The following is a 24,524-nucleotide window of genomic DNA, read 5'->3' as shown; positions in this document are numbered from 1 at the left end:
TGCCTTTCTTAACTTTCAATCGCTTTATTCACTGGAGTAACCTCAATTCCATCTGCTAGAGACATGACCCGTTGCATCTTTTCTCGTTCTGCCTCACTAGGCCTGGTTGCAACTTTGTCACTTTCTTTTTTCTTAGTGGGAAATATTTTGTTTTTCTGAATAAAGGCCAGATAGAAATCATTGGATAAAGTGCTTAATTGTTCATCAAAAGCTTTAGCGTAAATTGTATATTTCAGCTCAATTTCAATAAAATCAGACTTGGTGCTTTCGATAACAAATGCACTTCTATTTCCGCGAGTGCTGAAGAGAGCTACATCGGGGTTAACTGAATAACAGATTTGTGCCAATAATTTAGTGTGTAACTTTTTACCTTTGATTTTAATTCGAAATTCTTCAGTTTTAGTGTCGTTAAGGTCTGAGATTTTAATGCCATGCTTGGCTAAAAGTCGGTGTAGGAATTTTTCAGCATTTACTTTTTCGCCACCGACACCTTGTTCTGCCAACAGGAGTAACTTTTTAGCTTTTTCAATGATTTTTTCATCAATTTTATTCATCGTTTTCAGTCCTTATCTGCGATACTCAATAGCATCAATGTCATAAGAAGCTACGGTATTATCTTCATTGGCCACCCAACCCATTTCCGAATCAGAACAGTAATAACCTTCAAAAACACTCTCTCCAATTTTGAATGTGAGCAGTGATGACATTGCCACATCTTCATCTTCAGAGTAGTCGTATGAAACTGGTGGCTGTATCTCAACTAGAGAAATCCACTGGCCAGAAAGGAAAGGTTGGCGTTCTACGCCTTGAGAAATTTGCATTAACTAATCTCCCACTGATAAAGCTTGTAAAGACAGGTGGCAACCTGTATCCCATACGATTTGAGAAATCTCGCTTGAGTTGTATTCTTCAACGGTCTTAAAGCCACGCTTTTCAATTGAATCTACAATTCTCTCAATCTCACAATCTTCAAGTCCGTAACTGGTAGCGGTGCTTTCAAATTCTGAAATTAATGCTTTTAATGCGAAGTAAAGCGAAGGGTAAACCGTGATGTAATCAATATCGTCATGTACGCTTTGAACAACAAGTAATACAGGGATTTGAGTCTCACTAAGAATGTATAGTGCTGCTCCTATTGCGTCAGGTTCATTCAGAACGGGGTTGATGTGGCTAATGTCATTAAGCTGATTTAGTTTTTGGACGTTATCCGTATCGGTATCCAGTGTTAAAGAACTTACACCTGATTCTTCAGTTACTACAAAGAATTTATTTTTAGACATTTTATTTTCCTTTTTTATTGTGGACGTAATCGAGTACGCCCTGTTATTCGGCTAAGAAATTTTTAATTTTGGCATTGGATTTTGTGAGAATCATCGCTTGAGAGTAACGATTACGGATATATTTTTCTTTGCCGTTTACATACGGTGATTTTGATGAGATAGGTACACACAAAAGGCCACCATGTAATTCCCAACCGTTACTTATCTTATCTTTTACGAGTTTTTGAATATCTTGAGCGGTATTGGCTTCCAATACTTCAAAGTCTAATACGTTGCACATAAGAATCACCTAATAATTAGTATTGTTAATATTGTTTGTAATCTTTAATTAACTATTATATACAGATTTATATTTAAGTCAATTAAAAAAAACAAAAAAACCGAAATTAATCGGCTTTTAGATTTAGCGATGTATTTAACTTCTCAAATCATTCTTTTTCGGAGAGAAACCTATTATCAACATACCCTTCATAAATCCCGTATTCGACTGTATCAAGCGTTATTTTAGAAAGCGTGTCTTCGCTTAATACTAATTCTTTTTCACCGATGTACTCCACTTCTGTTCCTGCGGGAATGATGACACAGTTGTAACCAGGCCTGATAACATTGGTTCTCGTGAATCGCATAGTTTTCATACTGTCAGGACAGGATATGGCCTGGTACTTAACTACGATAGTTTGACCCGCTTCAGCACTCATGGCGAACAGGAAAACAGGTATTACTAAGAGTGTATTTTTTAAGTGTTTCATCTATGTAACCGTTTGATTAATTAAGCGACTCATTTTAAAGGATTTATCACCTGTTATATCAAAATGAACCGAACAGCGATTCCCCTTTTCATCTTCTATTATCCATTTGTAATCTTGAACAGATTTTTTCTCTTGTAAAGAGTCTAAATAACTAGAAATAATATATTCAATAAAATTCTCTGGAGAATCAAAACCAATTACCGCCTTTTTTATAAGAAGAATTTCTTTTGAAGAAGGTTCCGTGCCTAAAGACTCGATCATCGCAACAGATGTCAATAAAGGTGCGGTGGAAGAACCATATACAATAGGCACTCCCTTGTTATTCTTTAAGCTATAAGTCTTCTCAGGAAGTGGTTCTATAACACTAATAAATCTGTTTAATCCAATACGAAGGTAATTATCGACCATTTTGTACTGAAGCAAAGTTCTGAATAGTCTATTTACAAGCTCTACCAGAGTATTTATTGATGAAGCTGATTTGAACTCTTTATTTGAAATCTTATCAAGAAGATAATCAAGATAATCAATCTCTTGAATGTTTGGCATTGAGCGTTTAATGTCTTGCAGAATTAAATCAACTGGCTCTATAAAAAGTCTTACAGCGTGTTTAATCTCGAAGTAATCACATTCTTCCTTGTGAAAGTTTGCATAACTAATTAAATTGAACAGAAAATCATAGTACAGGTTGCTTATAGTACCGCCAGATTTCTCAAGCAATTTGATTTCATCGAGAGTCTCTCTAGCATTTTTTAGCATTTCTAGGCGTTTCACCCCAGTTTCTACACGAATTCTCTCTGCGTCTATAATCTCACTAATTCCTTTTGAAGCGTTTTTTGGGAATTTTTGATTTACAAAGCTCCGTAAGCTATCAGGAATGCGAAATTGAAATGGAATTGTTTTATGAGATTGTGATTCGGTTATATTATTCATGTATTCACCTCTTTATCGGATTCGTTTTGTGGTGTCGTTAAGATGCCAGTAATAATTCATTGGTTACTGATCCGCTTAAATAGAAATTAGTATTGAAGTGTTGCTCTGCAATCTCAATAGGAATTTCTAGTTCATTTGCTGCTTCAGCGGCATTCTGAACCCAGTGGCACAATCTTGCCATTTCTACGTTCAATGCGAATATAAAGGCCTGGTTAAATTTAATATGACAATTGCCATTTTTAAAGGCTTTTACAGACATAAGAACTTCTTGTTTGCCTGTCTTCAGGCTTTGAAATATAAAGTTTTTCGCCCCTTTTTCACTCCAGTCAAAGTCACTGGCTTTATCTGTTGAGGTAAACCCTAAATTATTTGCTATGGTCACAATGTCATTAAAGGCGGTAGCCGCTCTTTTTTGCAACCCATTCACAGCATCATAGCTTCCGTAAATATCAAGACCACCCGCACATTCAAGTACAATTCTTAAATCTAATTTAACATGAGTTAGATTTTCTGGCTTACGGTGATAACGCCACTCGTTATCGCTAAACACACGTTTGTTTGATTTGAAGGTAATTACATTAGCTTGTTCCATAAGCTTTGTGAAGACTTCTTTTAACTGAATATCGTAGTAAGTATTCGCATTGCGAATTACCCATCCCATAATGGCGTGTGCATTTGAGACCGAGAAATCAACGTGCATATTAGAGAATAGCTTACCCATAATTGTTTCACGACTATTATGCGTCAAGCGGCTGGTGACTTTATCCAGATTAGAAAATAATTCTCGCCAATACTGGCTTTTTAATGAACTGATCTTCAGCTTTAGAGATTCTTTAACGCTCTTTAAGTCGATGTTTAATTCTTCAAAAATAAAGGCATCAAGGCTTTGGATTTTTTCATAATTACTTAAAAGAGACTGAAGTTCTTGTTGGTATAGCTGCTCCAGTGCTTCAACCAGGCCTATTGCCTGAATCAATTCATTCTTTGAGCTTTCAGTCTCTTCTTGAGAATCTCCTTCAGAAGCCACCCCTTTTTCTGGCTGTGGTTTTTTGAAAGATTCATCAAACCATAAATCAAACGGGTCAACCTTACTGTTTGAGCTGTATCCAGAATACGTAAGGTCAATACGGATTAAATCAACTTTAGCTCTCGCTTTACGGTCTTCACTATCAATAAAGTCAAAGGTTCCAACAACGTGAGCATTCCCTTGTCTGGCATCAATAGCTTCTTGAATGCTAGGGTCAGATTTAATTCTTTGCGGTATTACAAAATAGAGGTGTTTTGCATTCGCTTCACGTATGGCTTTGTACACCCACTCTCTTGCTTGTTTATATGGAGGATTTGTGAACAGAACGTCAATATTTTTGTCTATTAATTGGCTTTGCCAATAATCAGTTCCTACAATAAAAACGTCTTTAGGTAAACTTTCCAGAAGAATAGATGACTTCTCGATGGCATAGCATTTAGCAGGTTCAACAGCTTGACCGAAAGTAGGTTTATGTTTCTCACCAAGACTTCTTAGTTCAGTGATTACTTTACCGTTACCAGCACCACAATCTAGGAATGAGTAACCACCATCAAATTGAACGGTTAGGTCACGGTGCATCGCTTCGATTATTTCAATCGTAGTGGGATAGAATTCATGGTCTTCGTCTGCTTCTTTAAGCTTGTTTACCAGTGAATATACGCTCATATCAATCTCCCTTTAAGAGTTTTAGACTTACAAACCAATATCCATAACACTAAGGATGCAAGACAGTTTACAAAGAAATGCGTTAAGTAGCTTCTCACTCTCAGTTTTGGTTTGTTTGTTCTTTATACATATATTATACTAATTTATATATTAGTCAATAAAAATGTAGTTATTTTATAGGGAGCATGATATTCTTATGTATAACTAATTAAGGATGTGTGATTATGTTTTGGGTTTTATGGTTTATTACAAATATGGTGTTTACTTTAGGCTCTTTATTCCTAGCGAGAACGAAAAGATTGTCTGGAAAGGAGGTTCCTGTTGCTGTTACTGTTGCTTACGCTTGGTTAATGCCTTTAAACACTTCTTTTGATACAACTAAGACGCTAGAATCTTATCTATGGTATCTGTCTATAATGACTGTTGTGTTTATTGTTTCGTTATTCACTATCTTAATTCTTAAGAAGAGCCAGAAAGAGAATGTCTAATTGATGCAATCCGAGCATACAAAATCATTATCAACAAAACCTCCATCAGAGTCTTCTACCCAACAACCGCAATCACTGCATTGCTCATAACCTAGCTCAACCATTGCCTCAATGATATTTTCCTCGTTAATTCCGAGTAGTTCGGCCATCGTTTCTTCTGAAGGCATTTGGTTGCCATCAATGTAATTAAAAAGCTCTGTCTGCTGTTCTTCTGAGAATTTCATCCATTAATTCCAAATAAGTGAAAAATTCATCAGGTCGAGTGAATGCTCTCCGCCATCATCACGGTATTTTCCGTCTTCTTGGCATTCAAAATAAGACATTCCACCATAATTTTCATCAAGAAAAATAGTTGGTATCCCGTTATCTACTCTCACTACGACACCTGTATTCCCGCATCGAGTGATAACCTTTTGCATAGGACGTAGAATATCCGTTTCTTGAAATGATGGCATTGGTTTGTCTAGCTCATAGTTCACTAACACTGATGAAACTGCCATAGCATCTTCTTCATAAGAACCTTGCTTGGTTTCAAAACCTAATTCATTAAGTCGCTTTAGTGCCGCTTCAGCGTACTCATATTTAATCGCTACGTTTGGCACTACTTTTCCATTAAAATTTTCGGGTATCCGCATTATGGTGTTGATAGCCCAAAATTTTAAGTTTTTGAAAACTTCTATACTATGTTGATTCGGCTAAAGTTCATCGCTCAAAATCTTCTGGACTAAGATCGAAATATCAGCACCATAATTGCCAATAATTTCATCCTCAGATTTATCAAATAAGTCATCAAAAACAGTTTCTGAAGCAAGGCACATTTTATACATCGTACTATCTTGTTGCTTAGCTCTCTTTTCAAACTTTGGTCTTTTTAGTTTATTCTTATGAACGCCTTCTGAGAATAAAATCTTAGCTCTAAGGGCTTCAAAGCTGTAACCACGCCCCAATCTATCCATTACACGAATAAGGTTGTTTAGCGACTCTGTATAAGCGTTGGTGATTCGGTGTGTGAAGTAATTCAAGATGTAAGGTTGCCAGTTCTCAAAGGCTTTAATTAAATCAGAAAAAGCTGGTGCAATCTCAGGCTTAATCATTGTCAGCCATTCTGCATAGCGTCTATTTGCTTCAATTAGATTATCTGCTTCGTAAATCTCATAAAATGTTTCTTTCGCAACATAAGCCAAAGCCAATTGTGGGTAATTATTTAACCAACCTGATATTAAAAACTCTTCTTTGTCGGACAATTCTTTCCTACGTTTTAGCAAAATTAAACGGTCATTCTTTAAGTAGCGCCTTTGCTTGGGTTCAAGTTCAGAGCGTAGAGATTTCCTAACTTTTTCTAACGCCTCATTCGCCATTCTGATCACATGAAATTTATCGATACAAATGCTAGCATTCGGTAACACCTGCTCAACAGCATCACGGTACGGTCTCCACATATCCATTGCAACGTATTTAATGGAATCTTTATTTCGCAGGTTAGATAAATACTGAATAACAGTTTCTTTATTACGGTTGTGAAGAATCTCAACAACGGTGTTATTTTGAATGTTGGTAATCACTCCACGAGGCTTGATTAGATAGATTTCATCAATACCCATCCATTGTGGCGTTTCAAAGCGTACAGTGCGCTCTAATTCGTTGATATAGTCATTAAACACGGCTTTGACTGTGTTTTCAGTAACACCTATCTCTTCGGCAATACTCACAAAGGTGTTTTTGATTGATTTCTTGCCCATCCAAGCCAATAGGCGGCTTGTCATTTGTCTTTTTTCATCTACATCGGGCAAGCGTTCCAAAAAAGTTCTTTTACATGACTTACATTTAAAACGCTTTGTATCGACATAAATTCCTACACGCTTACCATGTATTGGCAAGTCACGAACCAACTGTTCTTTTCGACCGAAACCAACAAAGTCATTGCCGTTACAATGGGGACAATTAGTCGGATTTAAAACCGTTTTAGCCTGTATATGATAGTCATGCTCATTTTCTTCAACACCAAGCACTTGATAAGAATTGAGGTTAAGTATGCTGGGCATCGTTCAATCCAAGCAGAGAAAATATATATTTTTTCCAACTTTTTACGGTTTGTATTCTTCTTAAAAAAGTGGACTCAGATGTTAACCCATTCCTGTTTTTTAAACGTTGATTAATGGTTGGGTTATCTATTGATAGAAAAGCATTGAAAATATCATTTGAGAAAGCAATTTTTGCTATTTCGTAAACCCTCTCATTTTCAGGTGAGCTAAATAACGAGATGCCTTTAGCACTCAATACAAAACACTCATTCGTATTGTCTTTGTGTACTAAGCCTAACCAGATTAGAGCGTTTAAATAATAATCCCACTGCCTAGTTACTAAATCAAAATCAAAAAATAGCTCTTCTTTAGTAGCACATTCTAGCTCACCTAGCTTTAGATAAACCTCTATGATTTTACTTAACTTGTCTGCTTGAGGAAATGGGGCGTTAAATCCAGTTAAGTCATTATCAACTGGAGTTTTTAAAAGCTCTTTCGGCTGAACTCTGCTAGGCGTTGTCAGTTTAAATAACTTGTGTTCTGTATAGTCAAATTGACTATTTTTACCGTTATATACAAATGGAATAAAGTGAAAAAAGCCACCCGTTTCATAAAAGAAAAGGTAGGTTCTAACAGGTTTCGTTAAGAGAGTAGAAAAGTTAATTTGCGGATAAAGAAGTTGGCGTAAATTCATGTTATTTGAAAAGCCCATTTTGGCTTCTATTAACGACAACCCCTTTCTTCCTTCGTAACCACCATCAACCTCTAGCTGAACACTTTGAATTGGGTAATTAATAACGGTATTTGTAGTGTTTGTAAGATTAAACTCAAACCCTTGAGAATAAACTCGACCTCTAACGGTTAGGAACGATTTATCGCTGGTTAAGTAATCCAGCATTCCAGATGCTTGAGCGGCATCAAGTGCTTTAGATTCACTGGTAATATTCTCAGATGAAAGGCTTTCTAGGTAGGAAGGTATTGAAAAAGTTTTATCGACAGTTTTTGACAGTAATAGCCTTTGATCAATATCAAGGAACGGATTCGTTCTTGCGATACGATACTGTTTATTTACAATAGAAAGAACGGATAAATCGTGAGTTTTAAAGATGGAAGGGATGTTCTCTTTAAAATCTATTTTGCACATAAGACGTGCTTCACGATACTTTTTTATGGTTGCGGAATCTATATCGTAAAAACCGTTTGAATCTACCTCGTCCACAATAGGTATATCGTTTAAAAGCGCTTCCCAAGCAACGTCATTCTGATTCTTTTTCTTAGCCATAATTTCTAATGACCAATTCAGTTACTTTGCCACGCCCACTAGCTTTGCAATTTACTGCACGATTAGCCAAGACTTCATCAATCTGATAGTCACTATATAGGTCATAAATTAACGGAGCGGATGAGTTTGAGAGCATGAATTTTGCACCAATACTATTAATATAATCGCAAAACTCTTTAAGTCTTAACTGCATATCATCGTTAAAACCTTTATCTGTATAGCCTGTAAAGCTCGATGTAGCTGATAACGGTGCATAAGGAGGATCAAGATACACAAATGAATTTTCGTCAAGCATTGGACGAATTAGTTCAAAGTCACCATTCAATATTTCAACGCCTTGTAAAAAAGAAGAGCAAGCATAGATATTGTCTGTTTCAACAATGCAAGGGTTTGAGTATCGTCCAAATGGAACGTTGTTTTGACCACTTGAATTTACGCGATAGAGACCGTTAAAACCTGTCTTGTTTAGATAAATGAATCGACTTGCCTTGGTAATAGATGTTCTACGTGAATAGCTCTCGAACCTATCCATTTCTCGCATTTGGTAGTAATAGGTTTCGGTATTGCGGTGCTTGCTCAGATTTTTTAATAGGGCATCTGGTGAATCTTTAACAACTTGATATAAGTTTGCTAATTCAGGGTTGTAGTCATTTATGACGATTCGCTGAATTTTAGATCTATCTAGTGACCACATTAAAGCACCACCACCGATGAAAGGTTCAAAATAGCTATCAACTTTAGTTGGTAGTCTTTTATGTAATTCAGGCAATAATTGACGCTTTCCCCCGACCCATTTAATGAAAGGTTTTGGTAGTTTTTCTTTAAAATCTAGGACTTTTGCCTTAGCTTTTTTTCGAGAGGTATCTTCCATTTCTTTTCTAGCTAACATGACTTTCCTTTATAGATAGACCCTTTGATTTAGCATATTGTTTTGCATCCTCAATTGAATCAAACATCATATCAATGACCTCTAATTTTTCAGAAATCAACTGATAATAGGGAATGGTCTTTGAACCTGATAATTCAATAGTGTAAGTTGCATCATTTGTTAGACTTCCAGAACCCATGTTTACCTTCTTGCCAGTTCAAATTTAAGCTAAATTAATTTATAGTTATTGTACTTAGTTAGAAAAACAAATCAACACCAAAATGCAATTTTATATCATATAAACATTAAGCCTGAAATTGTCAAATCAACACTAAAATGCGCTTACCCAAATTTTCCAATGCTTCTTGCAGCATTAGCATTGCTTTTGCACGGTTGCGGTGCTGCGAACGAAATTCTTCAGTCTCAACACGAATACCGCTTGGCAAGTGTGTGATCCGAACGCCTTTGTCTTTCTCTACACTCCAGGCTCCTCTTTTTTTAGAGCTGAAGAGTTCAACAGTGATGTCTTGTGGGTTTATTTCAATAATCATATCTAATCCTTTTCGACCTGCTTGCCTGGTTATTATTGATTTCTTTTTGAGCTATTAACTCTCATTGAGAATAATGTTTAGGCTTTTAATTTGTTCAGCTTTTAAGTCATCAATATTTAACTCATTAAGTTGTGTTTTTAAGATGCTTCTAAGCTCGACAAGAGTTAAATAACCTTCAAGTTCTTCTGTTGTTCTAAAAAACTTTAAGCCCGAATTGGAACCGTACCCAGAATTTATAGCTTTTTGTGTCGCTCCAGTTTCAGTGCAGTATGCAGTTGTGGTTGGAGATACACTTCCGTCTTCAAATATTTCTTTTAAATCCACATATTTACGCTTTACAGCAACAACCTCGAACTTAAAGATACTATTACCATACTTTCTAAGGGCATTGCCCGTAGGCAAAGCAAATACAGTATTCCCAATCATGCTTTTATCAAAAATCATACTACCTCCACAGTAGGTTGTGATACCAAGTTCATTTTTTTATACCAGTTAGAAAGCGGCTTTGTCCAAAGATGGTTTTTATTTAAAGTCTTGTAAACAACCGTTATAGGGTTGTTAAGATTGATATGAGCTGTATTGGCTAAATAAAGAACTTCATAAGAGTTACCATTTTCATGCTCCCAAACTTGTCCAGGCTTAACGAGTTGTTCCGCATTGAACAACGGTAGATAATGATTGTAATAAAGCCAAACGTAAACCGTTAGAACACCCACTGTTGTTCGTGGTCGCTCTATGCTAGTGTCTTTATTGGTGGCCACAATGCTTCCACCAAAACTCCCATCTTCTTTTTTATGAGCGTATCCATAAATAACGCCCTCTTTTGAAGAGATATAAATAGAACGTTGACGGTTTTTGATTTGAGGAATCGAGGTTATCTCGTCAACAATGCGTCCTGTAAACGTTTCTTTAACTTCTTGTAAAGAATATGATTGAAAAGAGTTAATGTATTCATCTTGGGTCATCATTATAGTCATAACCCCTCCTTAAAACCAAAAATCAGGAAAGTCGCATTGCTCACCTGTAAAACCACAATCAAAACACTCAAACTCTTCAGATGTTTTCTCTTGTTCGTTCATAAGTAAAACGGCCCCGCATTGACCACAAGTACAGATATTGAATCCTTTATTTTGGATTTGAAAGAAAGTTTCTTTCTGCTTGTTTTCTAGCTCAGTATTTTTTGGCATAATGGGTTCCTTGTCTTGTTAAGGTGTATTATATACTAATTTACATTTTAGTCAACATTGAGGTATAAAAAAACCTGCTATTAAACAGGTTTGTGTTAACCCTTGACAGAACAAGTATCTGCTGACAAAGCCTTTTCTTGTACGTATGTAATAAAAATCTCATCAAACTCAATTGTTGAAACTCCTCTATCCGTTATTTGCTCTAAATATTTATCCACTCTTAAGTTCTCGTTGCGAATCCTTTTTAGAGTGTCCAGTTTTTGATAATCTGCCTCTTCATCGCCTAAATAGCGAATCTCTCTTTTTTCTTGGTAATACCAAGCCAAAAGCATTAAAAAGATACTAATTGCAAAACTGGCATAAGACCAACTTAAAACAGAGTCATATTGAATCCCTTTAAACTCTGTTATATCCAGGCTTAATGATAATTCTAAGGTAACGCCTAATAAAGCAGATATGGCCGCTGTGAAAAAGAATAGAGTGATTATTGCATCAAAAACTCTTTGAAAACGCTTTATAGACTTTATTTGCTTATCGGTTGGCGGATTGTTGTTTATATCAATCTTTAGCTTCATTATGGCTCACTTTAAAAAAACTTATACTTGGGTGTTGTCATACTGAGAATAATTTCATATAATTTTAATCAAGCAAATAAGTATGAGAGTCCGAAAGGGCGTTTGCTTTACCCGCCAATGAAAGTTGGTTCTAGCGACTGCTGGAATATTTAAGAGGGTTCTCACTTTTAGAAAACCCCTTAATTGGGGTTTTTGTCTTTCTAGGGTAAAGTTTTTCCCCTCTTTTTATTTACCGCCTTTTTTTGGCAAATTTTATTTTTTCATTTGAATACGCTTTTTCAAGAATCACTTTCCCCAGCATTCTAGGAAGTCTTTTTAGCACTTGAGTATTTACCGCTGTGTTCTCATCGTATAAAGGGTCTTCAGGTCGGTACTGCACAAAAGCACTCTCAACATTAATTCTAAGATGATAATTTTCATTTCGGGCCTTAACAAAATTGATAATGATTTTATAAATATCATCGGGATCATCTTTGTTCAGATTTACAAAAAAGACATTTTCACTTCTGACCGCCCCTTCATAAAATGGGAAATCTGTAAGGTTTTTAATTAATTCTTTTAGATTGAATGAGGCCTGGTAGCGTGTTTTGCAAAACCTTCTAGGATTCCCTCTTTTGTCTATAACAAGATGAGAGTCAGGAATGCCGTGATTTTGCGTTGAAGCATTATGCCCCAAACCACTGCTGACGCAATGGCTTTCTAAAACAATGTAACACTTAATCTTCTTCTTGTTTATATGGTAATCATGTCTAAAAGCTTTTAAATGCGTTACAGGGTAATGAGTGCCATCTATAACAAAGCCATTGTTTATTCTGTCGCTCCAGTTCATATTGATATTTTATTTCCTAAAATCAAAACCCGTAAGTTTGTTTATTTGAGCTATCGGTACAACAAAATCTTTTAAGCGATTGCCCTGTTTTTCTTTCACGTTAGGAATTAGAAAGGCAATATTTTTCCCGTCTGGGAAAAGAGCAATTTTAAATACAGCTTTTGGTATTGCAACACGACCTACCCCCATGCGTTTTGGGTTTATCGTGTCGAATACGTTTCCACTGTAAACGGTACTTTCGCCATGACGAATAGTAAGCCTTCTAATGGCTTTCTCAACCTTTAATAAACTACCTCGATTGACGTTTGGGTAATGAGGGCTTTGACAGACCAAAGAGAAAGTTTCTTTCTGTAATCGTGCGTCATGGTTCATGTCGTCATTACTAACAAGATGTGAACGGTCAAATCCGCTACCACGATAATCTGCCAGGGTTGCACGGTATTTTTTTGGAATAGATGTCTCTTCATAAAAACGTATCCCTTTTCGGCTTAATCCTTCTTTCTTGAGGTCTGCGGCTGTCATGTGGTGTTTGGTAAACAATGTGCCTTTTAAGCCATAATTATAACAAGCCTGATAACCTTGCTTCTTCACAATCGTATCGCATTCATATCCGCTTGCATTGGCAGCAGACAAGGAACTGCTTAAAATAACTCCTGACAAGAGGATGGTTTTGATTGTTTTTCTCGCTCGCTTTATCATCTTTTTTCCTTCTGTTAAACAACCATTGGAGTGCATGATTTAAGCTTTTTACTTTTACATACTTCTTGGGCTTCGGTCAAAGTTGAGAAATTAAGCTGAGTACCATCTTGATCGCACAGCCACTCCATTTCACCATTTTCTTTCGTGATGAGAACACGGTATAGACCAAAGGTATCCAGAGTCGCTTTTTCAGGAGTTTCTAGCCCCCAGCGATAAAGTTCAATCTCTTTAAGGTTTGAGGGCATTTGAGATATATTGGCTCTTAATAAACTTTCTAATGGATTAAGCTCTGCTTGAGATTCATCGAGATAAAAGAATTTTTTATCCTCTTGAGCTGTTTGGAATTCGATAATGTAACCAGTGTCGGTTTGGTAACGCATAATGTGTCTGTCACCACCTGCTCTTTGAATAACCTGGTCATAACTGGCATCACTCAATACTTCGGCTGCATCAGTGTGTGAAATCTCAATCATAGTTTAGTTCCTTTTGTAATTAACGGTTAATTTATATTATATACAGTTTGCCCTATTGGTCAACACCTCTTTTCTTGATAAAGAACTTGAGTGCCACTTAGATGGTCGTGCCATCCTCTGTTATTCTTATCGAGAAATATCCATAAGTAACCCAGGAAAAAAGGGATGGCGGCCAAGACATATCCAATACCTCTTAAAAAATATTGTTTCTTACTAGGAGGCTGTTTTGTCTTAAAGTCCACGATCCGAATGTTGAGCAACATCTTTCCTGGCGTTGTGTTTAGTTTTATCCAAAATCCTATTATGATGAATAAGTATAAATAGCTTACTAAGGCAATCTTAAAATCGTATAAAGAATGTTCCTGAAGCCCTAATATACTTACCAGAGCTTCTTTTACACTTAAATCGGTAAATATCAGTGGTGGCAATATGAATACCAGGCCTACCACCCATGACAGCAAAGCGTCTATCATTTGTGCTGCTAACCGAACGAAGGGTGATGGCAGCTTTTTAATTCCTTCATTCTTAGCAAGAGTTTCTTTATTCTGAGCTGAACTAAGCAACTTGCTGAAAGCTCGTTAAATCAAAGCAGTCAAAATCTGAACTATCTGAGCTTATAACTTCAACTTCACGAAATTCTGGTCTGGCAATAAGGCAGTCTGTAAAACTCCTCATTAACTTTGTCGAATTTGGAATCTTTAGCTCTTGATGCCCCGTTCTTACTGCGACCTCAATAAGGACTTCCATCATTCCTTGTTCTTTTTCAATGTCTCTAGGGTTGGAGTAAAACCCCGTTACAACAAGTGGTTCAATTTTTGCCTCCCCGTCCATTAACACTTCTTGATTATTTTTGGCCGTGATAAATCCTTCAATATTTGATTTTTCATTTACCACCACTACATAGATGCTGTTTTGAACAAACTCTTTTAACCAGCCGTTAAATTCTTTATCAGATTTAGCTTCCCCTATTGATACAACAAACTGCTTTATTTGTTCCATCGTGAAGCTTTCTAATATCTTTGGTGTATTTACTGTATCCCTGATAAAGAGCGGGTCTGAAATAATCGTTAGAACCAGTGGAGACATATATCCTTCCTTTTTTTTATTCTGGAATTGTGACAAATCTATTTTAATCACAAAGTCAAAGCTACTTTCTTTAGTTTTTCTGCAAAAAATGTAGCAAAACCCTCTACATCCTCGATTTTTCTCCTCTATCATAAATCTCAACAATACTATCCAAAGAAAGAAGGTTCGGGAAATTGGCTAAACTTAATAGATTTCAAACAAAGTGCGTGGAGGCTGATGGCCACCTGCTGATCGTTGCTTGTCCAGGATCAGGAAAAACAACCGTTTTGACTCATCGAGCAGAATATCTTCTTGATAAGAATTCAGATGGCAATTTGCTTGGGGTTACTTTCTCAAAAGACGCTGCTGGCGAGCTGCGTGGAAGGATGGTTAAAAAAGTACCTCACGCTAAGAATCGAATTGGTTCTGGTACGTTTCACTCTCTTGCTATGAGGCAGTTGAAAAGAGCTGATGTGGTTATTGACCTTATGGATGATAGAGAGGTTAGAAGTATTATCGAGAGTATTCTGGATAGCTTGGATGAGCCGCCTGAAATTGATGTCATAACATCCGATTTTACAACTATCCAATCTTCTTTAAATCAAAACGACCACCCTTTAGTCGTTGGTAACAAGATTACAAAGTATGTTTGGGAGAAATACCAGAAGATTAAGCATAATGCCCGTAAGGTTGATTTTGGAGACCTTTTATTGCTCGCAGTAAGAGGGATGAGGGATGGCACGATTAAGCCCTACCCTGTTAAATGGATTTTAGGTGATGAGTCTCAGGATATGGATGAGTTGCAGCACGAGTGGATTAAAATTCACGCTGAGAATGGTACAGATGTGACGCTGGTTGGTGATGATGACCAATCTATCTTTGCCTTCAGAGCTGCACAAGGGTTTGGCGGTATGGAAAAATTTAAAATGGCTCTTAATGCGAAAATGGAGATGCTCCCGATTAATTACCGCTGCGGGAAAGCAATTCTGGCGGCTGCCGCTAAACTGATTAGTTTTAATTCTCCTAACAGGATTGATAAACCGATTGAGGCTGGTGTTGATTATGACGGTGTAATTCATAAAACGGCCATTCTTAGTCCTTGTGATGAAGATGGTGAATCTAAAAGTCATTATGAATACAGTCACATGATTAACAAAATAAAGGAACATAAATTTACTGAAGAAGAGAGTCCTTACTTCAGTAATGATTGGGCGATATTGGCCAGAGGAAATATTACTCTTAATGAGATTGAGAGAGAATTGCTTAATGAGGGAATTGAGTACGGACGGAAATCTGGTTCCTTTTGGGATCAACCTGTTTTACGCAGCTACCTTTCTGTCCTGAAGTATTTAACTGAAGGGAAATGGTTTGGGTTTGCTATCTTTATTAATAATTTTCTTGGGTCTGACTTGGTGTTCGACCATAGAGTGAATAATTTAAACTCTCTTTATCAGTTGGCAAAAGATGAGGGTCTTAAGAAGAAATTGAAAACGCTCATCTATTATGAAAGAGTCTGGCTGGATATGCTTATGGATGGCAGCCAAGAAAAGGAGGAGGAGCTTTTAATAGATGTTGCTGCGTTTGTTGAAGGAAACTTAACAACTCAAAATCTTAAAACTAGAGAGAAGCAAGTTAATCTGATACGAGATGCCTGTCTCATCTTGAGCAAAACTAAGGGTAAAGACCTTAAAAATAAAATCTTCTTGAGAACTAGCCCTGCTATGAACAAAGGGAAGAGTATTGATGAGAAGCGTGAAGCGGCCCGAAAGGAAAATAAATTATTTATCAGTCTTCTTACGATGCACTCTAGTAAAGGGTTGGAGTTTGATAACGTCTGGCTATCTGGTTGCGAGTCTGCAAACTTTACTGAACCGAAAAAGGATGGCTCGATGTCCGATATTAAAGAAGAGCGAAGATTGTTCTACGTGTCCATGACAAGAGCTAAGTACCATCTCTATACTTCTATGGTAGGCAATGAGCAAAAGCCTGATGCTCTGTTTTTGCAGGAGGCGGGAATTCTTGAATGGAACAAACCAGGCTTTGGTGATTAAAGCTACGAGTAGTTTTCAATTTAACATTGCAGTCTGCTAGTAAACTGCAATACCAAACTGGAACAGGCCATTCCCCTGAATCCCTTTCCTGGTAAATGATTGAATTCATTTTTTAGTACACTCTAACGGTATTATCTTGAGTTACCAGGCTTGGTAAGTAATATCAAACTGGAACAAAATCGGAACAGGCTATTCCTCTGAAACCCTTTCCTAGCAAGCGATTGGGTTCTTTTTTTAATGCATTCTAATAGATAAAGATAACTATTGTATTTTTGATAAATCATACTGGAACAGTAAGTATCTCTTTAGCCCTTTATGCTAAACGCCTATAAGGTCTTTTTAGGTACAGTGGTGGTTATTGTTTATTTAGAGCAGAATGAGTGTTTAAAGGCTTTTTTCGATGCTTAAACTGGAACAAAGTTGGAACAAGATTGGAACAAGAGCTTGCTCCAAAATGAAATTAAGTTTATGTTTTATATGTGATATTTATGTTTTGTTTAGTGCATGTTAGCATTTACACAAGGGGGTTTTCTTTTATTCTTTATCTTTAAATCTTTAAATTAAGTTCATGCTAAGATTTTAAATATTGGAAAGGGAGTAACTGGTGTTATGAAGATTGTAAATTACACAGATGCCGAGAAGAGTTTTAAAACTATTCTGGATTCAGTGATTGAGAATAAAGAGGTTATTGTCATAGCTCGAAATGATTCACAAGACGCTGTTGTGATGTCTCAGTGTCGTTTTAATAATCTCATGAAGACGGCACGTTTGCTTAAGCCCTTCAGTGAAGAAAGTATCCGTTAATCTCCAGTCTTAGTGCGACCTTTTGTTAAAATACGCCTCCAGAACTTTCTTGACCCGCCTATCATTTTTCCCGTCACATTTACCAGGCCTGGTTATAAACTCTCGTAAACACTGTGATTTACGGCCTTTTAATTTCTTGACCCATTCTTGATTCAAGATGTGTAATGTCAATCAAAACGAAATCCCAACCCCCTTCTTTCTGGTAGTGATTAATACTTCATACACAATCTTTTGGTAGCACTCTCCTTTATACGCCTTATGTCTTTGTTCGTAATCACCTTATCTATGGGATCCAAAATACTCAGTGGAGGTGAGCTTGTGTATTTTCCATGTTCTCAAGAACGTGTCGTTAGATAGGCTAAATTTGTTAAAAATGTCTGTGTCCAATTTTTGGACTTACTAAGTCCATATTTTGGACTTACTCTGTAATAACTACATTTGCTCCAGTCCATATTTTGGACTTGTTACTCTTAAAGTTAGCATTCTTCAAGTCCAGAAAATGGACTCTATTTATATATACCATGTGTATGTGTAATAAAGTTGCTGTGACAACGTAAATTGGAATAATGCGACAGGGTAATTACATAGCAAATATGAATTGATGGATTAAACCCACTTGCCAGAAAAGGATGGTGGGTTATTTAGTGATGAGTTGTTTCTTACTGAGGGTAATTATTAGATTGGTTTCTGGTAGGGAATTCTGATGGATCGTAATCTCTGTTTATTCGGTCAATGAGCCATAATGGTTTCTTACCACGACCAGCTCATGTTTCTTTGGAGTCATCTGGATTGACATACTTCGGCTGCACTTTGCTTGGGCTTATCGGTAGCTCTTTAGTCTCATCAGGAAATATCTTCCTTGCTGCGTCAAAACTATTCAGGTGGATTAATCACTGTTCCCAAGGCATCTTATCCGATAAAAGCTTTTCTAAAGCATTACTGCTAGGCAACGGTTTTTTAAGGATTTGCTCAAAATGGTCAAATGCCTTGTCGCTTAGTAAAAAAACTCTTTGATTCAATAAAACCTCTTCTGCTTCACGGCACACTGTATTTAAGATGAAAGCAGTTCTGTCCATTTTTAGAATATCTGCTGCTTGAGAAATTAATGCTTTTTGCTCTGGTAACACTCGCAAATTGATTGGTAATTTTTGCAACATAACTTTAAACCTCTAAATGTTTATTGCATCCATTGTAAGTCTATTAGATACACAGTGTAAATTCTAACGATTGAAAATCACCTGCTCCTTTAAAACGGTTAATAGCGGATACTGCACACAATTTTGTATTGTTGTTCTGTGCAGCAATAAGCAATCAGCTCGGTTTTTCAAAGAATGGATACCACTAATATTAAAGGGTATCATTAAAATGAATTTAAACGGTATTCACGCCACGATTTATTTTTAGGGCTGTATTGGTATTAAATTCTTTATAAGATTTCTTAAATAGGGTTTTTTGGGCTTTCTATGATGTTATTTAATTCTCTTTTTAGGTGGTATTGCACTAAGAGCTTCTGTTTCGATTAGGATATAGTGGCCAGGCCTGGTCATGATTTGTGATTCAATCTCTCGCTAAGAAGTGGCTAGAGCGTTTATCTTCTTAAACATCTTAATCCAAACTTCTTCAGTGGCTTCATACCTGTCTATACCAGAGGCATCGTTAATCTCTTGTGCGATTTCTTTCTCATCTGTACCTCTTACTAGGAAATGCCTTTTATACCCGTTCTTACCCATCAGGGCCACAGAAAAAATCAATCTCTCAACATCCGTTAGCTTTACTTCAACATCGTGTATCTCATAGACCTTTCCCGCCAGCATATCAATCACACTATCTTCGTAGGCCGCTTCAGCTTTTTCAAATGCTATTTCTTGTTCACTCATCTGGTATACCTATTTTATTTTCTCTTACTGAGAACCAATCTACTTACATCCATCCAATCTTCACAAGAGTCCTAATGCCGCAATACTTACCAGGCCTGGTAACATAGAACGGAACCAAATCTTTTGCATAAACCACTCTCCAGAAAAGAGGTGGGTTTCTGCTGCCGTAGCTCGTGGTTTTTATTGGCAGTATTTATTCTCAACGGGAATGAAAAACTCTACGGGAACGCCTGGTGTAATTAACTCGTAACCATGCACACTTCTTCTTTTCAAAAGACCATCCACCAAAGTAACAAACTGCCCCATCTTTTCTGGCTGAGTGATTAGATTTAATCTCTGCCCTTGTTTGGTAACGGTACTACCCCATTCTCTTATCAGGAGCATATCCCCTAAAAGGTCTTTTCCTACTATGAGTTTGTAGTAACGCTCATCAGTTAGGTTTACCCATTCAAGAATCTTGTGTACTCCATCAGTGTCAAAACTCTCCGCAAGCATTTGGTGTATATGCTCTCGTCTAATAAGTTTCTCTTGAATACTGGTTCGTGCTTTCATAATTACTTCTCTCTTCAGGCAGTAAATTCTTCACAGGAGTTGAGTAAACTTTATCCATCCCTTCATCTATGGTTCCCGTAATTGAATGGATAACACTTTGTACTTTTGAGGGGTATAAGTGATAGGAACTAACGCCTAAAATAATTCCAACTAAGAACATCGCTAATGATGAACGTAGCATAGCAAGAATAAGTGTTACCACCAGTACGTTAAAAATTGTTCTAAAGATATTCATTTTGACTCCTGTTTAATTTCTTTTAATTCAGACTTTAAAGAAATCCCGTACCCTTGAATGTATTTACCACTCACTGACCTTCTTACCATTGTGAGTATGTAATGCTTCTTGTTAGCGGATAGCGAGGTTATTGCTCCACGAAGACGGCCTGGTAATCGGCTTTTCTTGTACCAGATAGTTTCACTACAACCTTTTAGCTTTAATGCAAGTGAGTCACTGTCTTTTATGTAATTAACATAAAGGCACTCTCCAAAGAGAAGACGGGTCTCTTCCCCTCGAAACCAAATCGGCTTTAGGTTTTCTTTCGTACTAGGAGTGATAATGTTCAAACTCTTTGCAAGAATCTCATCGTTTAACTTTATTTTCTTACTAAGTTCTATCATCTCTGATTTCAGGTGATACCAGTTCTTAATCTCAATCTCTTCATGAATCATTTTGTGTAGAGCTTTGTTTAAATTATTCAATCCTTTTAAATCTATAAACCATCTGTTTTCACTTGTAGGAAATATTAAATAAAAATCATGGCTCTTGTTAGGAGACGGAATAGCATCGCTTGACTCTCTCTCTCTTGAAAAGAAACATTCCTCAGTGTGCATACTGGCTTTTTGACCAGGCATCTTTCTCAATTCAAACTTTCCAGTTTTTCTTCTTAATGCGATAACCAATGGAAGTTCTTTTTCGTGGCCATGACAACAACAAAAAACCCTACTCTCAGTATCACTCTCATAGATGGTTCTTAATGCCTTTTGTGGCGACTCAGATTGGACATCCACTAAATCAAAACACTTACCATCTTTTTGGAACTTTACCTTCAGCATCTCTCAATATCCTTTCTCTATTTTCAATAGCTTCTTCATAAGATTTGTTCTTATGAAACTTCTGAAGAACTTGCTGTTTATTTTTTGCAACAAAAGCTCGATACTCTCCAGATAATTTTTGAATACATTTATTTCTACTTTGCATATCGTTTATCGACATACAGATACTTTGCTGTTTCTTAAATTCTTTAAGGTAATTTTGATTTACATTCTCAGAAGCACTTGCCAAAAAAGGAAGGCCGAATAAAATCAAAACTCCAATTTTCTTTCTAATCTTTTTCACCAAAACCTCCGCTCTCTTTTTCTTCTTCAGAAGACTGTAAATCCAATTTAGATTTTAGAGCTTCTTCGTAATGTTCTACGTCATCACCAAGCGTACTTTTTTTGTAATAGAAATATATCTGTTTTAATTTCCTTAATGATTCGCTTCTCGCCCTTAATTTAGAAAACTCTTGTTCGCAATAATTAACCATGTCAATTTCATTCGGTAATGCTTTTGCATACAGTTTTGACATGGAGTAGGAATTTGATTTTTTCCCCTTGGATATATGGACGTTAGTTCTTTTTACTTTCCCTCCCGAATTGAAGAAGCTCCAGTAAAACCATGTGATCCTAATAGACGCATCTCGAACATCAACCCGACATCCCAATAATGGTGTTACACCTTTGGTTCTAACTTCTAGCATTTCCTTCCGATGATTCCAAAACAAGTCATTGACAATCCTAGCTGTCTGAACAATATCCTCATACTCCTTTTGAATCGCCATATCTATATCTTCTAAATTCTGAATATCCATGTTTAATAACCCTTAATAATTTTTCATTTTTAAACTTCCTCCCTATAACAACATGCAGCACAAGGTTAGTTACGCTTTATTTACAACACTTTTTATCGCTTTTCTATGTTTTTTATAGTTAGAGCGGAACTTTCCATTTTGCAATACAAGCGTAACTTTCCATTTTGCAATATGAGCGGAACTTTTCCACACTTGCTTATTGAGCGAAACTTTCCATTTTGCAATACAAGCGCAACTTTTCCATTTTGCAATATGAGCGGAACTTTTCCACACTTGCTTATTGAGCGGAACTTTCCATTCTGTAATACAAGCGGAACTTTTCCAGTTTCAATTGACGTTTTTTATTCAATTAAAGGTTTTTTTTGGATTTTGTTTTTTCTAAAACAGGCAGGTTTTTTCTCAAAATCTATATTTTTTGACTATAAACAGCCCCTTTACATTTAGTGTTAAAGCCTATACTTAAGACTCTTAATTCTTTAATTTAAGGAACCCTCTATGAAGCATAAGAAAAAAATTATGAACTGGCTTCAATACTTCTTTACCACGTTATTTTTATTATTCTCAATTGTGTTCAGTGTGCTTTATTTTAATAACTTAAGTCTTAGTTTTAATACCACTGAATCTCTTCCGCAAAGTGTATTTGTTGTTGAGGAAAATCTACCATTTACAAAAGGTGATTTAATTCAATTTGAGTACAAAGATGATGGTAAACATTTCTTTGCTGATAAGACAAAAATGATAAAAAAAGTGGTCGGTGTTTCGGGTGATAAAGTAACCTTTATTGACCGTGAATTTTTCATCAACGGTAAGTCATTTGGTATAGCAAAAACTCACGCAAAAAACGGCACTGAGTTAACCCCTAACATTTCAAAAACTTTAGATGATAATGAGTATTTTGTGTGGACTCCTCATGTAGATAGTTTTGACAGTAGATACATTCATCAAGGTTACATTTCACAATCACAAATTAAAGGAACTGTTATATGGTCTTGGTAAAAAAAAATAAAATGAAATGGCTATTACCTTTAGGATTTTATTTGTCGATATTAAGCTCATTTAGTCATGCTGAATTTGATGTAGTTGGTAACACTTATGAGATTCAAGAAGAGTCACTTTTAGACAAAATCATGAACACTTTGAAAGATAAACAATCTAAAGGTGAATTTGAAAAATTACAAAAGGAAATGACTGAACGTTCTATTTCAGATATTGAGAGACCGAAAGGTATAAACCTTCCTTCAGCTAAAGATGAAACGGTTCGATATTTTGACCCAAGTGTTTCATTAAATAGAGATATAAAACTCCCAGATGGCAGAGTTATGTATCCCGCAGGTACAGTTGTTAATCCATTAAAAATTAGACCATTCACAAAAAGATTTATTTTCATTGATGGTGACAAAGAAGAACAGGTTATTTATGCAGTTAATGAATTAAAAAAATCAGGTTACAGAGATAAGATAATTTTGGTTAAAGGTTCTTTTGGTGATTTAACACGAAAATATAAAGTTCGCTTTTATTTTGACCAAAGAATGAAAACAGGGCCACGAGAAAGGCGAACATTAGTTGACGCATTTGGTGTTAAAAGCTTACCGACATTGGTATATCAAAAATCTCAAAATGAATTATTTTTAACTATTGAAGAGGTGAAGCTATGAGATATGTTTTTTTAAGTGGAATTATCTCAGTAGCGATTCTTAGTGCGAGTTCTTTTTCTGCTAATGCTGACTCAAAAGTATGCAATGGTAAGTTTGCTAATCCTATAACAGACTATTGCTGGAGTTCAGTTTTTCCAATCAAAATCGCAGGTGTTAGCCTCGACTTAATTGGTGGTCAAGAAGATAAAGATACTCATACCGATGCAATATGTACTTGCGGTGATGGGCTTGATACAACCATCGGTGTTTCAACTAGCTTTTGGGAACCATCTGTCATGGTTGATGTTGTGCGTAAACCATTCTGCCTTTCAGGTCTTGGTGGGATAGATATGGGGAATATTATTGATGCACCAGCAGCAGGGTTTAGTGGTAATGATGGAGGCTCTGTAACAAGAGAATCTTTCTACCAGGTTCATTGGTATCAAAACCCAATTCTTTATTGGTTAGAAGTTGTTATTGATAATAAATGTTTGGACAACTTACCTTTTGAACTTGGTTACTTAACGGAGCTTGACCCTCTTTGGAATGATGAGGAAGCAACTACACTTTTAAATCCAGATGCCTTCCTATATGCGAACCCTTTAGCACAGTTAGCTTGTGCGGGTGATTGTGTTACAGCTTCGGCAGGATTTTCTAATCCAGCTACTTATTGGTGCGGGGGCTGTCAAGGTTCTCTATTCCCATTAACAGGTAATATTGACCATCATATCGGTGCAGTTGATTCAAGTTCTTTATTGCTTCAAAGATTTACTCATAAAGCACATAGGGAATTAATGATTTGGGGTGCGAGTGGTAAAACAGGTATGTGTTACAAATATCCAAAATATTTAATGGATAAAACAGACTATAAATACTCTATGTTGTTCCCCGTACCACAACCAAAGATAAATGGTCTTTGTTCTCAGCCTTATGGACGTACTACTGCGTTATGGGGATCAGGCAAGTCATTCCCCTATTTCGGTGAGGATATGGTTTATCAAATCTTTAGAAAACGTGATTGCTGTGTAGGCAAAAGCGTAACAAATATGGTTAAGTAGAGGTAATT

Annotated in this window: 36 protein-coding genes; 6 read left to right on the top strand and 30 right to left on the bottom strand. The window is 36.4% G+C overall.

Annotated elements, in window-relative coordinates:
- Window positions 1–8: 8 nt before the first annotated feature.
- From ACYQ0E_RS13440 to ACYQ0E_RS13410, 7 genes are all read right to left on the bottom strand, one after another.
- Window positions 9–554 carry a hypothetical protein gene (locus ACYQ0E_RS13440; protein WP_460188776.1) on the bottom strand — a complete coding sequence of 182 codons (546 nt, stop codon included), beginning with the start codon at window positions 552–554 and terminating at the stop codon, window positions 9–11.
- A gap of 12 nt (window positions 555–566) precedes the next feature.
- Entirely contained in the window at window positions 567–821 is a 255-nt protein-coding gene (locus ACYQ0E_RS13435; RefSeq protein WP_460188775.1) for a hypothetical protein, read from the bottom strand.
- A 3-nt stretch (window positions 822–824) separates the two neighbouring features.
- Window positions 825–1,280 carry a hypothetical protein gene (locus ACYQ0E_RS13430; protein WP_460188774.1) on the bottom strand — a complete coding sequence of 152 codons (456 nt, stop codon included), beginning with the start codon at window positions 1,278–1,280 and terminating at the stop codon, window positions 825–827.
- Window positions 1,281–1,323: 43 nt separating this feature from the next.
- On the bottom strand, window positions 1,324–1,560 hold the full coding sequence (locus ACYQ0E_RS13425; protein WP_460188773.1) for a hypothetical protein: 237 nt from the start codon (window positions 1,558–1,560) through the stop codon (window positions 1,324–1,326).
- A gap of 148 nt (window positions 1,561–1,708) precedes the next feature.
- Window positions 1,709–2,029, bottom strand: a complete 321-nt coding sequence (locus ACYQ0E_RS13420) for a hypothetical protein (protein ID WP_460188772.1) — start codon at window positions 2,027–2,029, stop codon at window positions 1,709–1,711.
- Window positions 2,030–2,959: a hypothetical protein gene (locus tag ACYQ0E_RS13415; protein ID WP_460188771.1), complete on the bottom strand. Its 930-nt coding sequence runs from the start codon at window positions 2,957–2,959 to the stop codon at window positions 2,030–2,032.
- A 37-nt stretch (window positions 2,960–2,996) separates the two neighbouring features.
- The gene (locus ACYQ0E_RS13410) at window positions 2,997–4,652 is read right to left on the bottom strand and encodes a DUF4942 domain-containing protein (protein WP_460188770.1); all 1,656 of its coding nucleotides are present in this window, start codon (window positions 4,650–4,652) and stop codon (window positions 2,997–2,999) included.
- A gap of 224 nt (window positions 4,653–4,876) precedes the next feature.
- Here ACYQ0E_RS13410 and ACYQ0E_RS13405 point away from each other — a divergent pair, with 224 nt between their 5' ends.
- Window positions 4,877–5,140 (top strand): hypothetical protein, encoded by a 264-nt coding sequence (locus ACYQ0E_RS13405; protein ID WP_460188769.1) that lies wholly within the window; start codon window positions 4,877–4,879, stop codon window positions 5,138–5,140.
- Here ACYQ0E_RS13405 and ACYQ0E_RS13400 read toward each other — a convergent pair.
- The 16 genes from ACYQ0E_RS13400 to ACYQ0E_RS13325 form a co-directional block, all read right to left on the bottom strand.
- Complete coding sequence (locus ACYQ0E_RS13400) at window positions 5,137–5,364, bottom strand: hypothetical protein (RefSeq protein ID WP_460188768.1); 228 nt, start codon at window positions 5,362–5,364, stop codon at window positions 5,137–5,139. The two genes, ACYQ0E_RS13405 and ACYQ0E_RS13400, sit on opposite strands and share 4 nt — an antisense overlap.
- 3 nt (window positions 5,365–5,367) lie before the next feature.
- Entirely contained in the window at window positions 5,368–5,742 is a 375-nt protein-coding gene (locus ACYQ0E_RS13395) for a hypothetical protein (protein WP_460188767.1), read from the bottom strand.
- A 93-nt stretch (window positions 5,743–5,835) separates the two neighbouring features.
- Window positions 5,836–7,182: an ISL3 family transposase gene (locus ACYQ0E_RS13390; protein ID WP_460188766.1), complete on the bottom strand. Its 1,347-nt coding sequence runs from the start codon at window positions 7,180–7,182 to the stop codon at window positions 5,836–5,838.
- Window positions 7,166–8,443, bottom strand: coding sequence for a type II restriction enzyme (locus ACYQ0E_RS13385; protein ID WP_460188765.1), 1,278 nt, complete (start codon window positions 8,441–8,443; stop codon window positions 7,166–7,168). The genes ACYQ0E_RS13390 and ACYQ0E_RS13385 overlap by 17 nt, the downstream gene beginning before the upstream one ends.
- Window positions 8,436–9,332 (bottom strand): DNA adenine methylase, encoded by an 897-nt coding sequence (locus tag ACYQ0E_RS13380; protein ID WP_460188764.1) that lies wholly within the window; start codon window positions 9,330–9,332, stop codon window positions 8,436–8,438. The genes ACYQ0E_RS13385 and ACYQ0E_RS13380 overlap by 8 nt, the downstream gene beginning before the upstream one ends.
- Entirely contained in the window at window positions 9,322–9,510 is a 189-nt protein-coding gene (locus ACYQ0E_RS13375; protein ID WP_460188763.1) for a hypothetical protein, read from the bottom strand. Before ACYQ0E_RS13375 ends, ACYQ0E_RS13380 begins: the two co-directional genes overlap by 11 nt.
- A gap of 121 nt (window positions 9,511–9,631) precedes the next feature.
- Window positions 9,632–9,862, bottom strand: coding sequence for a peptide chain release factor-like protein (locus ACYQ0E_RS13370; RefSeq protein ID WP_460188762.1), 231 nt, complete (start codon window positions 9,860–9,862; stop codon window positions 9,632–9,634).
- 54 nt (window positions 9,863–9,916) lie between these two features.
- On the bottom strand, window positions 9,917–10,306 hold the full coding sequence (locus tag ACYQ0E_RS13365; protein ID WP_460188761.1) for a hypothetical protein: 390 nt from the start codon (window positions 10,304–10,306) through the stop codon (window positions 9,917–9,919).
- The gene (locus tag ACYQ0E_RS13360) at window positions 10,303–10,839 is read right to left on the bottom strand and encodes a hypothetical protein (RefSeq protein WP_460188760.1); all 537 of its coding nucleotides are present in this window, start codon (window positions 10,837–10,839) and stop codon (window positions 10,303–10,305) included. The genes ACYQ0E_RS13365 and ACYQ0E_RS13360 overlap by 4 nt, the downstream gene beginning before the upstream one ends.
- 9 nt (window positions 10,840–10,848) lie before the next feature.
- Entirely contained in the window at window positions 10,849–11,049 is a 201-nt protein-coding gene (locus ACYQ0E_RS13355; protein ID WP_460188759.1) for a hypothetical protein, read from the bottom strand.
- 95 nt (window positions 11,050–11,144) lie between these two features.
- Entirely contained in the window at window positions 11,145–11,624 is a 480-nt protein-coding gene (locus tag ACYQ0E_RS13350) for a hypothetical protein (protein ID WP_460188758.1), read from the bottom strand.
- A gap of 229 nt (window positions 11,625–11,853) precedes the next feature.
- Window positions 11,854–12,453, bottom strand: a complete 600-nt coding sequence (locus ACYQ0E_RS13345; protein WP_460188757.1) for a hypothetical protein — start codon at window positions 12,451–12,453, stop codon at window positions 11,854–11,856.
- A gap of 9 nt (window positions 12,454–12,462) precedes the next feature.
- Window positions 12,463–13,188, bottom strand: a complete 726-nt coding sequence (locus ACYQ0E_RS13340) for a DNA/RNA non-specific endonuclease (protein WP_460188756.1) — start codon at window positions 13,186–13,188, stop codon at window positions 12,463–12,465.
- The gene (locus ACYQ0E_RS13335) at window positions 13,167–13,625 is read right to left on the bottom strand and encodes a hypothetical protein (RefSeq protein WP_460188755.1); all 459 of its coding nucleotides are present in this window, start codon (window positions 13,623–13,625) and stop codon (window positions 13,167–13,169) included. Before ACYQ0E_RS13335 ends, ACYQ0E_RS13340 begins: the two co-directional genes overlap by 22 nt.
- Before the next feature lie 59 nt (window positions 13,626–13,684).
- Window positions 13,685–14,188: an RDD family protein gene (locus tag ACYQ0E_RS13330; protein ID WP_460188754.1), complete on the bottom strand. Its 504-nt coding sequence runs from the start codon at window positions 14,186–14,188 to the stop codon at window positions 13,685–13,687.
- The gene (locus ACYQ0E_RS13325) at window positions 14,181–14,711 is read right to left on the bottom strand and encodes a hypothetical protein (RefSeq protein ID WP_460188753.1); all 531 of its coding nucleotides are present in this window, start codon (window positions 14,709–14,711) and stop codon (window positions 14,181–14,183) included. The genes ACYQ0E_RS13330 and ACYQ0E_RS13325 overlap by 8 nt, the downstream gene beginning before the upstream one ends.
- A 173-nt stretch (window positions 14,712–14,884) precedes the next feature.
- Between ACYQ0E_RS13325 and ACYQ0E_RS13320 the strand changes: the two genes are divergently transcribed.
- The gene (locus ACYQ0E_RS13320) at window positions 14,885–16,741 is read left to right on the top strand and encodes a UvrD-helicase domain-containing protein (protein WP_460188752.1); all 1,857 of its coding nucleotides are present in this window, start codon (window positions 14,885–14,887) and stop codon (window positions 16,739–16,741) included.
- A 609-nt stretch (window positions 16,742–17,350) separates the two neighbouring features.
- Entirely contained in the window at window positions 17,351–17,545 is a 195-nt protein-coding gene (locus ACYQ0E_RS13315; RefSeq protein ID WP_460188751.1) for a type II toxin-antitoxin system Phd/YefM family antitoxin, read from the top strand.
- Between the two features lie 890 nt (window positions 17,546–18,435).
- On the opposite strand, the gene ACYQ0E_RS13310 is transcribed toward ACYQ0E_RS13315, so the two are convergent.
- From ACYQ0E_RS13310 to mobI, 7 genes are all read right to left on the bottom strand, one after another.
- Window positions 18,436–18,702, bottom strand: coding sequence for a type II toxin-antitoxin system TacA family antitoxin (locus ACYQ0E_RS13310; RefSeq protein WP_460188750.1), 267 nt, complete (start codon window positions 18,700–18,702; stop codon window positions 18,436–18,438).
- Between the two features lie 411 nt (window positions 18,703–19,113).
- Window positions 19,114–19,422: a hypothetical protein gene (locus tag ACYQ0E_RS13305; protein WP_460188749.1), complete on the bottom strand. Its 309-nt coding sequence runs from the start codon at window positions 19,420–19,422 to the stop codon at window positions 19,114–19,116.
- 180 nt (window positions 19,423–19,602) lie between these two features.
- On the bottom strand, window positions 19,603–19,974 hold the full coding sequence (locus ACYQ0E_RS13300) for a hypothetical protein (RefSeq protein ID WP_460188748.1): 372 nt from the start codon (window positions 19,972–19,974) through the stop codon (window positions 19,603–19,605).
- Window positions 19,937–20,209, bottom strand: a complete 273-nt coding sequence (locus ACYQ0E_RS13295) for a hypothetical protein (protein WP_460188747.1) — start codon at window positions 20,207–20,209, stop codon at window positions 19,937–19,939. The genes ACYQ0E_RS13300 and ACYQ0E_RS13295 overlap by 38 nt, the downstream gene beginning before the upstream one ends.
- Window positions 20,206–21,027: a hypothetical protein gene (locus ACYQ0E_RS13290; RefSeq protein ID WP_460188746.1), complete on the bottom strand. Its 822-nt coding sequence runs from the start codon at window positions 21,025–21,027 to the stop codon at window positions 20,206–20,208. Before ACYQ0E_RS13290 ends, ACYQ0E_RS13295 begins: the two co-directional genes overlap by 4 nt.
- Window positions 20,996–21,310, bottom strand: a complete 315-nt coding sequence (locus ACYQ0E_RS13285) for a hypothetical protein (RefSeq protein ID WP_460188745.1) — start codon at window positions 21,308–21,310, stop codon at window positions 20,996–20,998. The genes ACYQ0E_RS13290 and ACYQ0E_RS13285 overlap by 32 nt, the downstream gene beginning before the upstream one ends.
- Entirely contained in the window at window positions 21,297–21,824 is a 528-nt protein-coding gene (gene mobI / locus ACYQ0E_RS13280; protein ID WP_460188744.1) for a conjugative transfer protein MobI(A/C), read from the bottom strand. The genes ACYQ0E_RS13285 and mobI overlap by 14 nt, the downstream gene beginning before the upstream one ends.
- 495 nt (window positions 21,825–22,319) lie before the next feature.
- On the opposite strand from mobI, the gene lepB reads away from it, so the two are divergent.
- Genes lepB through ACYQ0E_RS13265 form a run of 3 tightly spaced genes read left to right on the top strand, consistent with a single transcriptional unit; the run spans window position 22,320 to window position 24,516 of the window.
- Entirely contained in the window at window positions 22,320–22,820 is a 501-nt protein-coding gene (lepB, locus tag ACYQ0E_RS13275; protein WP_460188743.1) for a signal peptidase I, read from the top strand.
- A complete protein-coding gene (locus ACYQ0E_RS13270; protein WP_460188742.1) occupies window positions 22,808–23,479 on the top strand; it encodes a hypothetical protein in 672 nt (223 codons plus the stop codon). The genes lepB and ACYQ0E_RS13270 overlap by 13 nt, the downstream gene beginning before the upstream one ends.
- Window positions 23,476–24,516 (top strand): TraU family protein, encoded by a 1,041-nt coding sequence (locus tag ACYQ0E_RS13265; protein ID WP_460188741.1) that lies wholly within the window; start codon window positions 23,476–23,478, stop codon window positions 24,514–24,516. Before ACYQ0E_RS13270 ends, ACYQ0E_RS13265 begins: the two co-directional genes overlap by 4 nt.
- Window positions 24,517–24,524 lie beyond the last annotated feature (8 nt).

This window comes from Thiomicrorhabdus hydrogeniphila, from assembly GCF_054656895.1.
The sequence above is the reverse complement of the archived record's forward strand: the minus strand, read 5'-3'. Positions and strand labels throughout refer to the sequence as shown.